Raw genomic sequence first — 12,673 nt, forward strand, 5'->3', positions numbered from 1 at the left:
TTCCTATGCGCAACACAATATGTTACGAACATCGACAGGTCAATAATTCATAACAAATTAAGTTACACATAGGAGTGGTCGATGCCACAGGACAACCGCCTTTCAAGAATGCTGCATGTGCTCGTTCACATGCATCTGCTCGGCGGCACCGAAACGTCGCAGACGATCGGCTTGATGCTCTCCACCAACCCGGTGGTGGTCCGTCGCACGATGGCGGCACTCAAACGGCATGGTATCGTCGGCTCGGAAGGCGGGCCTGGTGGCGGCTGGCTGCTGACCCGCGGCGCGGAAGAAATATCCGTTCTCGATGTCCACAAGGCGCTCAACGACAAATCCGTCTTTTCGCTGGGGCTGGCCGCCGATCATGCAGGATGCCCCGTTGAGCGGGCCGTCAACGCGCATCTGTCAAAGGCGTTCTTGGCGGCGGAAACGGTGCTCAACGACGAGTTTGGCAAGCTGACTTTGGCGCAGATTGCCCGGGAATTTACAGCAGCGCGCTAAGCGCGCCCGAGGAACCTTGGGGCCCAGAGCGTTTCGGATTTAGACGGGACCGCACAAACGCTCTATCGCTTTGTCTTTACGCATTTCCTGACGGAAAACCGCCTCGCACTTTTCCTGGAAATGCTTTAGTCGAGCTCGGCGATGAAGCCCGGTGTCGGCAGCGCCCGATCGCGAGCGCCCCATGTTTCGATCGTGGCCGTCAGCGGCAGTTGGTTGGCGCGATAAGCCACATAGAGGATACCGGCCCCGCCAACCTTCGGAACCTGGCGAAACCATCTGGTGTAGTCGAGCGGAGCACCGCTTGCCCATCGCCATGGGCGAGAAGCATCGTCCTTGACAAGGCTCAGCCAGGGGCCGACGCGCCGGTGCTCGCCACCCTCGAAAGCACCGTCGAAGAAATGTCCGTCTCCATTGACGAGAGACGCGACGAAAGCGTTCTCCTCGGCAGAGCCGATTGTCGCGAGATAGCCGCCGCAGCGGACGGCCGTGTTGCTTGCATCCTCCCAGGCGACATGTTCGGCCCTGTAGGCGGCAGCATAGAGATGGCCGTCGAAACGGCCATAGGTCAGGGCGAGCGGGGAGAGACAGCGCACCATTTCCACCACCCGCGCATCCTCCAGGCCATCGAGGTCGGCCGCGTCATATCGGCGGGCTGTCGCAAGCGAGAGGATCTCCTGCTTTGGCGCCGTCGTCGCCAAACCAAGTGCTGCGGCCGTTTCCTGATTGACGAAACCGGTCTGCACGAGGCCGCGGGCGCGCTGGAACGATGTGATGGCGAGGCGGGTCTGGCTGCCGAAATTGCCAGCGACCGTTCCCGTGTCGAAACCGGCGCCGATCAACGACGTCTAGACCGCCGCCCTGGCCGGCCGGTCGGCGAATTCACGCTGCTCCTGCGCCATGGCTGCCAAGGGCGACCGCAGTTCTTCGCTTGCGGCATCATCGACGCCGACCTTGCGCGAGAAGCGCGCAAGCGCTTCGGCGAGGCCGCGGCCGTGGCAAAAAGGGGCATGTCGCACGTCCACTTAGCGCGTCACGAGCCTATCCCGCCTGCCTGAACTTGCGGCGATTGCGACCGAGAGCGATCGACTCCGCCGCCTCGATGATCGAGTCCGTATCGATGCCGAAATGCGCATAGAGGTCGGCGATCGTGCCCGTCTGCCCGAAATGCTCGACGCCGAGTGAGACGGTTCGGTGGCCATGCACCGATCCAAACCAGCCGAGCGTGGCGGGATGACCATCCGTCACGGTAATGATCTCGCAGCTATCGGATAGCGGCGCCAGCAGCGCCTCGATGTGACTTTCGGCGCTGTGGTGGCCATGACGACGGGCACGCTGTGCCGCAGTCCAGCCGGCGTTGAGCCGGTCGGCGGACGTCACCGCCAGCACAGCGACATCGCGGTGACGTTCCGCAAGTCGCCCCGCCGCCATCAGCACCTCGGGGGCGACGCAACCTTGATAGGCCAGCACCAGCTGGGTGTTCGGTCGCGGCTCGCGCAGCCAGTAGGCACCGTCGATCACGCCCTGGCGGAAGGCCGCATCCTCGCGGCGCTGCATCTGTTCGAGCGGACGGGTCGTCAGCCGGAGATAGACGGAACCGCCAGTCGTATCGCGCAGCCACGTCCGTTCGTCGTGCACGGCATCGCCATCGCGCTGCATATAGTCGAAGGACCAATCCATGATCACCGAGAGTTCGTCGAGATAGGCAGGCTCAAAACTGGCAAGCCCATCCTGGCTCATGCCGATCAGCTGCGAGCCGATCGATTGGTGAGCGCCGCCTTCCGGCGCCAGTGTGACGCCTGACGGCGTGCCGACGATCATGAACCGTGCATCCTGGTAGCAGGCGTAGTTCAACGCATCGAGCCCGCGCGCCACGAACGGATCGTAGACGGTGCCGATCGGAAGCAGGCGTTCACCGAACACCGAATGGGAAAGGCCGGCAGCCCCCAGAAGCAGGAAGAGGTTCATCTCGGCAATCCCGAGCTCGATATGCTGACCGCCAGGGCCGAAGGCCCATTTCTGCGCCGAGGGAACCTTCTCGTCGCGGAACGTGTCGGCCTGCATGTCGCGGGCGAAAAGGCCACGCCGGTTGACCCAGGGGCCGAGATTTGTCGAGACTGTCACGTCAGGCGCCATCGTCACGATGCGGGCGGCAAGCGCATCGTCGCGCTGCGCCAGGGCATCGAGGATCTTGCCGAACCCCGCCTGGGTGGAAAGTTCGCGGTCATCGAGCAAAACCGGCCCGGCCGATTGCACCGGTTCAGACTTGAACCGCCTTGTACCCTGGGCAAAGAACGACACGCTCTTCAAAAAGGTCTTCGCAGCTCCGGCATCGGCGACTGCCGCAAACTCCTCCCATTCCGCGCCGACCCTGACGCCGATCTTCTGCTGGAAGTCCTGCATCTGTGCCTTGGTCATCAGGCCGGCATGGTTGTCCTTGTGCCCCGCCAGCGGCGTTCCCCAGCCCTTGATCGTATAGGCAAGGAAGACCGTCGGACGGTCATGGTCGATACTGGCAAAGGTCTCAGCAAGCGTCTGGATGCAATGGCCGCCGAGATTGCTCATCAGCTCGGAAAGCTCGTCATCGCTGCGCGAAGCCAAAAGCTTGCTGACATTCCCCTGATCGCCGATCTCGTCCTGCAGCCGCTTGCGCCAGGCGCCGCCGCCCTGGAAGGTCAAGGCCGAATAGAGCTGGTTGGGGCAATGGTCGATCCAGGCGCGCAGCGTCTCGCCACCGGGTTCCTTGAACGCCGATTGCTGCAAGGCGCCATATTTGACGACCTTCACGTCCCAGCCGAAAGCGGTGAAGATGGCCTCGATCCGCTGCCACAGACCTTCGCGAACGACACCATCGAGGCTCTGACGGTTGTAATCGATCACCCACCAGGTGTTGCGCAGATCGTGCTTCCAGCCCTCCTGCAGGCACTCATAGATATTGCCTTCGTCAAGCTCGGCATCGCCGACGAGCGCGATCATGCGACCGTCGCTGCGCTTTTGCGCCCAGGGCTTCGAGGCGATGTAATCCTGGATGATCGAGGCGAAGGCGGTGATACCGACACCCAGACCGACAGAGCCGGTCGAAAAATCGACGTCGTCGATATCCTTGGTGCGGCTGGGGTAGGATTGCGCGCCGCCGAAGCCGCGGAAATTCTGCAGCTTCTCGCGCGTCTGGTTGCCCATCAGGTACTGAATGGCGTGGAAGACAGGCGCGGCATGCGGCTTGACGGCAACGCGATCCTCCGGCCGAAGGATGTGGAAGTACAGCGCCGTCATGATCGAGGTGATCGAGGCGGACGACGCCTGGTGCCCGCCGACTTTCACCTCGCCTTTTTCCCGGATGTGATTGGCGTTGTGGATCATCCAGCATGCGTGCCAGAGGACCTGTCGCTCAAGATCCTTCAGGCATTTCAGCGTGGCGGTCGAAAGAATCTGCTCTTCCATGTCGGCTCCTCCCAGAACCCGGAAACGCTACACCCAGCGACGCGAAATATCCGATCTATCTTTGTTGGAATTTTTGCCGATACCGGCAATACTGACCGACGAAACGCCATTTTAGGAAATTTCATGCCGAAGAAGACGCCAAGCTTTGACGCCGCGACCATCCGTATTCTCGATCTCTTGCAGCAGAACGCCGAGATCAGCACGGCCGAGCTCGCCGATGCAACCGGACTGTCCGCCTCTCCCTGTTGGCGGCGGGTCAACGAACTCAAGGAGAGTGGGGTCATCAAGGGCTCGGTCGCGCTCGTCGACGCCTTCGCCCTTGGCCTTGCGGTCAACGTGTTCGTGCACGTCTCGCTCAAGCAGCAGGACCGCGCCTCACTCGATGTCTTCAGCACTGCCATCAAGACCAAGCCGGAGATCGTCGAATGTTACCTGATGACGGGCGAGTCGGATTACATGCTGCGCGTCGTCGTCGAGGATCTGATGAAATATCAGGCGCTCGTCGTCGACTTTCTGACGACAATCCCTGGCGTCTCTAGCATCCGATCGAGCTTCGCGCTCAGCCAGATCAAATATACGACCGCGTTGCCGACAGAGCACCTGCGCAACGCCTGAACATGTTTTGTCGGGCTATTCCTGAGTTTTGAGGTAGCTTAACACGGCATCGGCGATCAGCCCCTTGTGCCGTTGCATCGTCTCCGGCTCGCAAAGGTCACGGCGGAAGATCGTGCCGAACGTGTAGCGGTTCGAGACACGGAAGAAGCAGAACGCGCTGATCAACATGTGCACGTCGATCGGATCTGCCTTGCGCTGGAACACACCTTCGGCAACACCGCGTTCCAGAATGCCGGCAATGGTTTCAATAACCGAGACGTTGAGATCGCGGATCGCTTCCGAGCGCATCATATGGGCGGCGTGATGGATGTTTTCGATGCTGACCAGCCGCACGAATTCCGGGTTGGCCTGATCGTGGTCGAAGGTGGTTGAAATCAGGGTGCGCAACGCAGCCTCGGGCGCGAGGCTCGACAGTTGCAGATCGGCCTCCAGCGTCCGGATCTTGCGGTAGGACCGCTCGAGTACGGAGAGATAGAGCCCCTCCTTGCTTTCGAAATAGTAGTAGATCATCCGCTTGGAGGTTCGGGTCTTTTCGGCGATCGCGTCGACTCGGGCGCCTGCGAGACCATGGGTCGCGAACTCGTCCGTCGCGACGATGAGGATGTCCTCCTTCGTGCGCTGTGGATCGTTCTTGCGTCCGTTCTCTGCTCGCGCCGCCATGCCCAATTACTTCCTCACCCTTGATTTTCAACGAGAAACGGCCGTGGCCGTCACGCATTGACCGCGGCTCCACTCCGCGTCCTGCCCAAAGTCTTATTGGGCTTGCCGGTTTCTTTCAAGACATGCCGCTTGACATTCGAACTAGTTAGTACATTTTGAAACGGCATCCTGGTCGCTTGGAGGAGAGATCGGCATGCCAGCCTTGCGCGCCTGGATGTCCTGATCGATGACGGATGTCACAGACCGCAAGTCGCGGTTGATCGCCTGGGAGGAGCGAAATGGTGAGGATAATCGAATTCTGCTTCCTGATGCTGAAGGTCGCCATCGCGCTTCTACTTGCGGGCATGGTGGTGCTGGTCTTCGGAAATGTCGTGCTGCGTTACGCCTTCAACACGGGCATCACCTATTCCGAAGAACTGTCGCGCATCTTCTTCATCTGGCTGACCTTTCTCGGCGCCGTCATTGCCATGCGGGAACATGCCCATCTCGGCGTCGACTCGCTGCTGCGCCGCTTGCCGCCGCTCGGCGCGAAGGTCGCCATTCTCTGCGGTCAGGCACTGATGCTGGGCGCAACATGGCTGATGATCAGCGGCAGCTGGACGCAGACGCTGATCAATCTGCATGTCGCAGCACCGGCGACCGGCATTTCCATGGGCTTCTTCTACGGCGCCGGCCTCGCCTTCGGCATTCCCGCCTTTCTGATCATCCTCTGGGACGCGTTCTGCGTGCTCACGGGTCGCATCGATGTGGCCACGGCCGAGTTCGTGCGTGACAGCGAGGATCAGGCCATCCTCGACGACCACCCGACTCCTTCGCTCGCCCAACCCATCGCAAAGCCCTGAGGAGACGACGATGACCGTTACCATTTTCCTCGGCGCTCTGCTTGGTCCGATGGCACTTGGCGTGCCGATTGCCTTCGCCCTGATCATCAGCGGCGTCGCGCTGATGATGTATCTCGGCCTCTACGACGCCCAGATCGTTGCCCAAAACGTGCTGAACGGCGCCGACAGCTTCCCGCTGATGGCCGTGCCCTTCTTCATGCTCGCCGGCGAGGTGATGAACACCGGCGGCCTGTCGCGGCGCATCGTCGATCTTGCCATGGCCTTGGTCGGCCATATCCGCGGCGGGCTCGGCTTCGTCGCCATCTTTGCCGCCTGCATCATGGCGAGCCTTTCTGGCTCGGCCGTTGCCGATGCGGCAGCGCTCGGCGCACTTCTGTTGCCGATGATGCTGAAATCCGGCCACGACCCGGCCCGCGCCGGGGGTCTGCTCGCCTCGGCCTCGATCATCGGCCCGATCATTCCGCCGTCGATCGGCTTCATCCTCTACGGCGTCGTCGGCGGTGTCTCGATCACCAAGCTTTTCCTGGCCGGCATTTTCCCCGGCCTGATGATTGCAGCTGCCCTCTGCGTGACCTGGCTGATCGTGTCGCGCAAGGAGCAGCATCAGCTGCCGCCACGCCAGAGCGGCGCCATCAGGATGAAGACCTTCATCGACAGTCTCTGGGCGCTCTTCCTACCGGTTATCATCATAGTCGGGTTGAAGTTCGGCGTGTTCACGCCGACGGAAGCCGGCGTCGTCGCCGCCGTCTACTCACTGTTCGTGTCGATGGTGATCTATCGCGAGCTGCCGCCGGCCAAGCTGTTCCACGTTTTCGTGGCAGCGGCGAAGATAACGTCCATCGTGATGTTCCTCGTTGCCTGCTCGGCCGTCTCTGCCTGGCTGATCACGGTTGCCGACGTCCCCGGCGACCTCGCCGCCCTGGTCGAGCCGCTGATGGACAACCAGACGCTCCTGCTTTTGGCGATCATGGTGCTCGTCGTCGTGGTCGGCACCGCCATGGACATGACCCCGACCATCCTGATCATGACGCCCGTGCTGATGCCGATCATCAGGCAGGCGGGCATCGATCCGGTCTATTTCGGCGTGCTGTTCATCATCAACAACTCGATCGGCCTGATCACGCCGCCGGTGGGCACGGTGCTCAACGTCATCTGCGGCGTTTCCAAGCTGAAGATGGAAGACCTCATGAGGGGGGTCATGCCGTTCCTGATCGCCGAGCTGATCGTCCTGCTTCTGCTCGTCTTGTTCCCGCAACTGGTGACCGCGCCGGTCTCCTGGTTTGCGCGTTAGGCCCAAAAAAACACATGCAAAGTTCAACCGGCCGGTGGGAGAACCCGGCCAAATCTGGGAGGAAAACATGTTCAACAGACTGATGAAAATGGCGCTCGGGCTTGCCGTGCCGGTAGCGCTGATCGCAGCGAGCCCGGCGCTGGCCGAGATCCGCGAGCACCAGCTCAAGTTCGCCGCCGCCAACAACAAGGGCCATCCCCAGGTGATGGGCATGGAGAAGTTCGCCGAACTGGTGAAGGACAAGAGCGGCGGCAAGATCGAGGTCAAGCTGTTTCCGGGCGGCGTGCTCGGCGGCGACGTGCAGACCGTATCGGCGCTGCAGGGCGGCGTGATCGAAATGACGGTTCTGAACGCCGGCATCCTGGCAAGCAACGTCAAGCAGTTCGGCGCCGTCGATCTGCCCTTCCTGTTCAACAATGGCGAAGAGGCCGACAAGGTGATGGACGGCCCCTTCGGCACCGGCCTTGCCGATCTTTTGCCGGACACCGGGCTCGTTGGGCTGGGCTATTGGGAGCTCGGTTTCCGCAATCTCACCAACAATCGCCATGCGGTCACCAAGCTCGAGGACATCAAGGGCCTGAAGATCCGCACGATCCAGTCGCCGATCCCGATCGAGCTCTTCAACAATCTCGGCGCCAATGCCGTGCCGCTGCCCTATACCGAGCTCTATACCGCGCTTGAGACCGGGACGGTCGACGGCCAGGAAAATCCGGCCGCAAACATTCTCAACGCCAAGTTCTATGAGGTGCAGAAGTACATGACGGTGACCCGTCACCAGTACAATCCGCAGATCGTGCTGATCAGCAAGAAATTCTGGGACGGTCTCAACGACGAGGAGAAGGTAGTGTTGCAGACCTCGGCCACCGAGGCCCGCGACTATCAGCGCCAGGTCTCGCGCGAGTTCGACGCCAAAGCGATCGCCGACATCAAGGCGACCGGCATGGAAGTCAGTGAGCTTTCGCCGGAGGAAACCCAGAAGCTGCGCGACGCCGTCAAGCCGATGATCGAGAAGTTCAGCGCCGAAATCGGTCCCGACACTGTCGCAGCCCTGTTCAAGGAGCTTCAGACGCTTCGCGGCCAGTAAGCCTGCCGCCGGCCCGCTTTTATGCGGGTCGGCAACCAACCGATTGATGAAAGCCGTCGAGATGACTGAGACCCTTCTGAAACCGTTGAAAGCCGGATTGATCGGCGCCGGCATTCAAGCCTCGCTCACACCGGCCATGCATATGCGCGAAGGTGCGGCACAGGGCCTTACCTATGAGTACGAGCTGATCGACCTGACGCAGCGCGGCGCGAGCCCGGACGACCTGCCGCAGTTGCTGCGGGAGGCCGAACAGCGGGGCCTTTGCGGATTGAACATCACGCACCCGTGCAAGCAACTGGTCATTCCCTTTCTCGACGAGCTGTCCGACGAGGCCCGAGATCTCGGTGCTGTGAACACCGTCGTGCTCAAGGCGGGTCGCCGCATCGGCCACAACACCGACTGGTGGGGATTTGCCGAAGGCTTTCGCCGCGGTCTGCCCGGAGTAGCGCTGTCGCACGCGGTGCAACTCGGCGCCGGCGGCGCCGGCGTTGCGACAGCCTACGCGATCCTATCGATGGGGCTAACTTCACTGACGGTGTTCGACCGGGAGATCGAGCGCGCAGAAGCACTGGTATCCAGCATGTCGCCGCTGTTTCCACAAGCACACATTGTTGCCGGCACCGACCTTCCATCCGCTATGAGAGCAGCGGACGGTTTGCTCCATGCTACGCCAACCGGGATGGCGAAATATCCCGGCCTGCCACTTCCAGCCGAACTGCTCGAACCACATCATTGGGTGGCGGAAGTCGTCTATTTCCCGCTGGAAACCGAACTGCTGACTGAGGCCAGGCGGCGCGGCTGCAAGACGCTCGACGGCGGCGGCATGGCGGTGTTTCAGGCGGTCGGCGCCTTTAGTCTGTTTACCGGGCGCGAGCCGGATGCGGCCCGCATGCTTGCCCATTTCAAGGCCCTGACCGCCTGACGACAGGGCATCGAAGGAGACACGCATGAAAACCTCGATCGCGACCGTCTCTCTGAGCGGCGACCTGCGCAGCAAGCTGGAGGCGATAGCAAAGGCCGGCTTCGACGGCGTCGAGATCTTCGAGAACGATTTTCTGGTTTTCGATGAAAGTCCGCGCCAGGTCGGCCAGATGGTGCGCGACCATGGCCTGGAGATTTCTCTGTTCCAGCCGTTCCGCGATTTCGAGGGCATGCCGGAGCCGCTCAGAAGCAGGACGTTCGACCGTGCGGAACGCAAATTCGACCTGATGCAGGAGATGGGAACCGACCTGGTGCTCGTCTGCTCCAATGTCTCTCCCGCCGCACTCGGCGGTCTTGACCGGGCTGCCGCCGATTTTCGTGAACTGGGGGAAAGGGCGGCCAGGCGGGACTTGCGGGTCGGATACGAAGCGCTCGCCTGGGGACGCCACATCAACGACCACCGCGATGCCTGGGAGGTGGTGCGCCGGGCCGATCATGCCAATGTCGGCCTCATCCTCGATAGTTTTCACACGCTGGCGCGCAAGATCGACGTCAACTCCATCCGCTCCATACCCAAGGAGAAGATCTTCATCATCCAGCTGGCGGACGCGCCGCTGATCGACATGGACCTGCTCTATTGGAGCCGGCACTTCCGCAACATGCCGGGCGAAGGCGATCTGCCCGTTCTCGAGTTCATGCGAGCTGTCGCGGCCACCGGCTATGACGGCTATCTGTCGCTCGAGATCTTCAACGATCAGTTTCGCGGCGGCTCGGCGACGGCGATCTCGGTCGATGGCCAGCGCTCGCTGCTCTATCTCGGCGACCAGGTCCGGCGGACTGAGCCCGACATTGCCCTCCCCGTTCCCGAAATGCCGGCTCGATCAGGCGTCGAAGGCATTGCCTTCATCGAATTCACCATCGACGAAAGCGAAGCACCGCAATTCGAGGCGCTGATCCGCACACTCGGCTTCCGCAAGGCCGCTCGTCACAAGACGAAAAGCGTCACCGTCTTCCAGCAGGGCGATATCAGGCTGGTGATCAACACGGAAAGCCGCGGCTTTGCCAACTCTTCTTACCTGGTTCACGGCACTTCGGCCTATGCGATGGGCCTGCTCGTCGACGATGCCCGGGCCACGCACCGGCGGGCGCTGGCGCTCGGCGCCGAGACCTTCGCCCAGCCGGTGGACGAGGGCGAGATCGAGATGCCAGCCGTTCACGGGGTCGGCGGCGGCATCGTCTACTTCCTCGATCGCCACAGTGACCTCGGCAGCATATGGGACGTCGAGTTCGATCCGGTCGAAGACCTCAGCGCGACCTCGGCCGGGTTGTCATCGATCGACCACATCGCCCAGACGATGCACTACGACGAACTGCTGACGTGGCTGCTCTTCTATACCTCGCTGCTGGAAGCCCATAAGACCCCGCTTGTCGACATCATCGACCCCTCGGGCATCGTGCGCAGCCAGGTGGTAGAGAACGCCGCCGGATCCCTGCGCATCACAATGAATGGCGCCGAGAACCGCAACACGCTTGCCGGTCGGTTCATCGCCGACACGTTCGGCTCGGGCATTCAGCATCTGGCCTTCAAGACGGACGATATCTTCAGGACTGCAGACGTGCTTGCAGAGCGCGGCTTTGTCTCGCTGACGATCTCGCCCAACTATTATGACGACCTGGAAGCCCGTTTCGGGCTCGATCCGCATTTCACCGAGCGGATGAAGGCGCACAACATCCTCTACGACAAGGACGAGCACGGCGAGTATTTCCAACTCTACAGCCCGACCTTCTCTGGTGGATTCTTCTTCGAGATCGTCGAGCGGCGCGGATACCGCGGCTATGGCGCGGCCAACGCGATCTTCAGGATCGCAGCACTTCGCAAGTTTCTGGAGCCGGCCGGCATGCCTCGCGCATAAGCGTCAGGTATGCGCCGGGCGTGCGCACCGAGAGATGCGTTCGCACTGCAGGGATGCGTCCGCGCCCAGGGGATTGACGTCCCCGTGGATCGCGGCGCCACCTCGTCGATCTTCGGCATCAAACGCCACATGCTGCCAGGCGGCGCTCACGGTTTGCGCATCGCGCTACCGTGCGTCGAAAGCCGACGTAACAGTTACAGAAAGGCGATTTACTCTTCAAAGGAAGAGCTTTCCTGACTAGTGTGCGGTTGAGCAGACCACGTGGGACTGAACCTGGCCTTGTTGCTGAAAGGACCTGGCATGACCGTGCCGAAAGTCGCCTTCTCTGTCTTTTCCTTCCTTCTGGCAATCACATTCAGTTTGTCGCCCGCTCACGCGCAGCAGGCGCCGGCCGTGGTCGTGGCGCCCGCCAGGATCGTCGACCTGCGTGAAAGCGTCGATCTGACGGGCCGCGTCGTTGCGACCCAGAAGGTCGACATCCGCGCACGCGTCGCCGGTTTCCTGGAGGCGGTCGATTTCAAGGAAGGGCAGACGGTAACGGCCGGGACCATGCTCTATCAGGTCGAGGACGGCGCCTATCGGGCGGCGGTACAGGAAATAGAGGGTTCGATCCAGGCGGCCGAGGCCCAGCGCGATCTTGCCGTGCTCGAACGAGACCGTGCCAAGCAGCTGATCACAAGCAATACGATCTCCCAGGCCAAGGTCGATACCGCTAACGCCGAAGTCAAGAAGGCGGAAGCGGAACTCGTACGGCTCAAGGGCAGCAAGCAGAGCGCCGACCTCAACCTCTCCTATACCAGGATTACCGCCCCCTTCGACGGCGTGCTGGGCCTGACGACCGCCGATGTCGGCGCACTGGTCGGCCCGGATACCGGGCCGCTTGTCACGTTGACGCGGCTCGATCCGATCTATGTCGTCTTTCCGGTGTCCACCTCGCTGCTCCTGACCTACCGGGAGCGGGTGCAGAAGGGCGAGATGCCCGGCGGCGCCAATGTCGCGCTGACCTTGCCCAACGGTACCGAATATCCGCTGAAAGGCACCATCGACTTCATCGCCAGCAACGTCGCGCAAGGAACCGACACCGTGACAGTGCGCGCGCAGTTCGACAACCCGAACTCCCTGCTGCTCGACGGCACCCTCGTGCGCGTTATCCTTGAGCAGTCCGACAAGCAGGACGTTCTGGCGGTACCTGAGCAGGCGGTCCAGCGCGACCAGCAGGGCGCCTTCGTCATGGTGGTCGATGCTGCCTCCAAGGTCGAGCTGCGCCGCATCGACGTTTCCCGCTCCGCTCGCGGCCTTTCCGTGGTGAGCAAGGGGCTCAAGGAAGGTGAAAACGTCATCACCGAAGGTGTCGGCAAGGTCAGACCGGGCATCGTCGTTGACGCAGCGGCGGCGACGGGTGGCTGAG

The 12,673-nt window shown here is 61.8% G+C and carries 12 protein-coding genes; 8 read left to right on the top strand and 4 right to left on the bottom strand.

Annotated features, from left to right (window positions below; translation table 11 throughout):
• Positions 1 to 81 precede the first annotated feature (81 nt).
• Entirely contained in the window at positions 82 to 501 is a 420-nt protein-coding gene (locus tag ASD03_RS08775) for an Rrf2 family transcriptional regulator (protein WP_057209948.1), read from the top strand.
• A 125-nt stretch (positions 502 to 626) separates the two neighbouring features.
• On the opposite strand, the gene ASD03_RS08780 is transcribed toward ASD03_RS08775, so the two are convergent.
• From ASD03_RS08780 to ASD03_RS08785, 3 genes are read right to left on the bottom strand one after another with little or no spacing between them, the layout of a single operon-like run.
• Positions 627 to 1,340, bottom strand: coding sequence for a peptidoglycan-binding protein (locus tag ASD03_RS08780; RefSeq protein WP_057212828.1), 714 nt, complete (start codon positions 1,338 to 1,340; stop codon positions 627 to 629).
• Positions 1,341 to 1,346: 6 nt separating this feature from the next.
• Positions 1,347 to 1,523: a hypothetical protein gene (locus tag ASD03_RS38745; protein ID WP_156407911.1), complete on the bottom strand. Its 177-nt coding sequence runs from the start codon at positions 1,521 to 1,523 to the stop codon at positions 1,347 to 1,349.
• A 16-nt stretch (positions 1,524 to 1,539) separates the two neighbouring features.
• Complete coding sequence (locus tag ASD03_RS08785; protein WP_057212830.1) at positions 1,540 to 3,939, bottom strand: transketolase; 2,400 nt, start codon at positions 3,937 to 3,939, stop codon at positions 1,540 to 1,542.
• A 123-nt stretch (positions 3,940 to 4,062) separates the two neighbouring features.
• On the opposite strand from ASD03_RS08785, the gene ASD03_RS08790 reads away from it, so the two are divergent.
• Positions 4,063 to 4,554 carry an Lrp/AsnC family transcriptional regulator gene (locus tag ASD03_RS08790; RefSeq protein ID WP_025429380.1) on the top strand — a complete coding sequence of 164 codons (492 nt, stop codon included), beginning with the start codon at positions 4,063 to 4,065 and terminating at the stop codon, positions 4,552 to 4,554.
• A gap of 15 nt (positions 4,555 to 4,569) precedes the next feature.
• On the opposite strand, the gene ASD03_RS08795 is transcribed toward ASD03_RS08790, so the two are convergent.
• On the bottom strand, positions 4,570 to 5,214 hold the full coding sequence (locus ASD03_RS08795; RefSeq protein ID WP_025429381.1) for a TetR/AcrR family transcriptional regulator: 645 nt from the start codon (positions 5,212 to 5,214) through the stop codon (positions 4,570 to 4,572).
• Positions 5,215 to 5,492: 278 nt separating this feature from the next.
• On the opposite strand from ASD03_RS08795, the gene ASD03_RS08800 reads away from it, so the two are divergent.
• From ASD03_RS08800 to ASD03_RS08825, 6 genes are all read left to right on the top strand, one after another.
• Positions 5,493 to 6,056 (top strand): TRAP transporter small permease, encoded by a 564-nt coding sequence (locus ASD03_RS08800; protein ID WP_057212832.1) that lies wholly within the window; start codon positions 5,493 to 5,495, stop codon positions 6,054 to 6,056.
• 10 nt (positions 6,057 to 6,066) lie between these two features.
• Entirely contained in the window at positions 6,067 to 7,347 is a 1,281-nt protein-coding gene (locus tag ASD03_RS08805) for a TRAP transporter large permease subunit (protein ID WP_057212834.1), read from the top strand.
• Between the two features lie 67 nt (positions 7,348 to 7,414).
• Positions 7,415 to 8,431, top strand: coding sequence for a TRAP transporter substrate-binding protein (locus ASD03_RS08810; protein WP_057212836.1), 1,017 nt, complete (start codon positions 7,415 to 7,417; stop codon positions 8,429 to 8,431).
• A 61-nt stretch (positions 8,432 to 8,492) separates the two neighbouring features.
• Entirely contained in the window at positions 8,493 to 9,353 is an 861-nt protein-coding gene (locus tag ASD03_RS08815; protein ID WP_057212971.1) for a shikimate dehydrogenase, read from the top strand.
• A 25-nt stretch (positions 9,354 to 9,378) separates the two neighbouring features.
• Positions 9,379 to 11,265 (top strand): sugar phosphate isomerase/epimerase and 4-hydroxyphenylpyruvate domain-containing protein, encoded by a 1,887-nt coding sequence (locus ASD03_RS08820; RefSeq protein WP_057212838.1) that lies wholly within the window; start codon positions 9,379 to 9,381, stop codon positions 11,263 to 11,265.
• 300 nt (positions 11,266 to 11,565) lie between these two features.
• Positions 11,566 to 12,672, top strand: coding sequence for an efflux RND transporter periplasmic adaptor subunit (locus ASD03_RS08825; RefSeq protein ID WP_025429388.1), 1,107 nt, complete (start codon positions 11,566 to 11,568; stop codon positions 12,670 to 12,672).
• Position 12,673: the final 1 nt, after the last annotated feature.

This window comes from Ensifer sp. Root127, from assembly GCF_001425225.1.
In the GTDB taxonomy this organism is placed as follows: domain Bacteria; phylum Pseudomonadota; class Alphaproteobacteria; order Rhizobiales; family Rhizobiaceae; genus Ensifer; species Ensifer canadensis.

Excerpts from the sequence above, each read along its gene's own strand:
- ASD03_RS08775 (WP_057209948.1), top strand. The coding sequence starts at position 82 with ATGCCACAGGACAACCGCCTTTCAAGAATGCTGCATGTGCTCGTTCAC.
- ASD03_RS08785 (WP_057212830.1), bottom strand. The coding sequence starts at position 3,939 with ATGGAAGAGCAGATTCTTTCGACCGCCACGCTGAAATGCCTGAAGGAT.
- ASD03_RS08790 (WP_025429380.1), top strand. The coding sequence starts at position 4,063 with ATGCCGAAGAAGACGCCAAGCTTTGACGCCGCGACCATCCGTATTCTC.
- ASD03_RS08795 (WP_025429381.1), bottom strand. The coding sequence starts at position 5,214 with ATGGCGGCGCGAGCAGAGAACGGACGCAAGAACGATCCACAGCGCACG.
- ASD03_RS08800 (WP_057212832.1), top strand. The coding sequence starts at position 5,493 with ATGGTGAGGATAATCGAATTCTGCTTCCTGATGCTGAAGGTCGCCATC.
- ASD03_RS08805 (WP_057212834.1), top strand. The coding sequence starts at position 6,067 with ATGACCGTTACCATTTTCCTCGGCGCTCTGCTTGGTCCGATGGCACTT.
- ASD03_RS08810 (WP_057212836.1), top strand. The coding sequence starts at position 7,415 with ATGTTCAACAGACTGATGAAAATGGCGCTCGGGCTTGCCGTGCCGGTA.
- ASD03_RS08815 (WP_057212971.1), top strand. The coding sequence starts at position 8,493 with ATGACTGAGACCCTTCTGAAACCGTTGAAAGCCGGATTGATCGGCGCC.
- ASD03_RS08820 (WP_057212838.1), top strand. The coding sequence starts at position 9,379 with ATGAAAACCTCGATCGCGACCGTCTCTCTGAGCGGCGACCTGCGCAGC.
- ASD03_RS08825 (WP_025429388.1), top strand. The coding sequence starts at position 11,566 with ATGACCGTGCCGAAAGTCGCCTTCTCTGTCTTTTCCTTCCTTCTGGCA.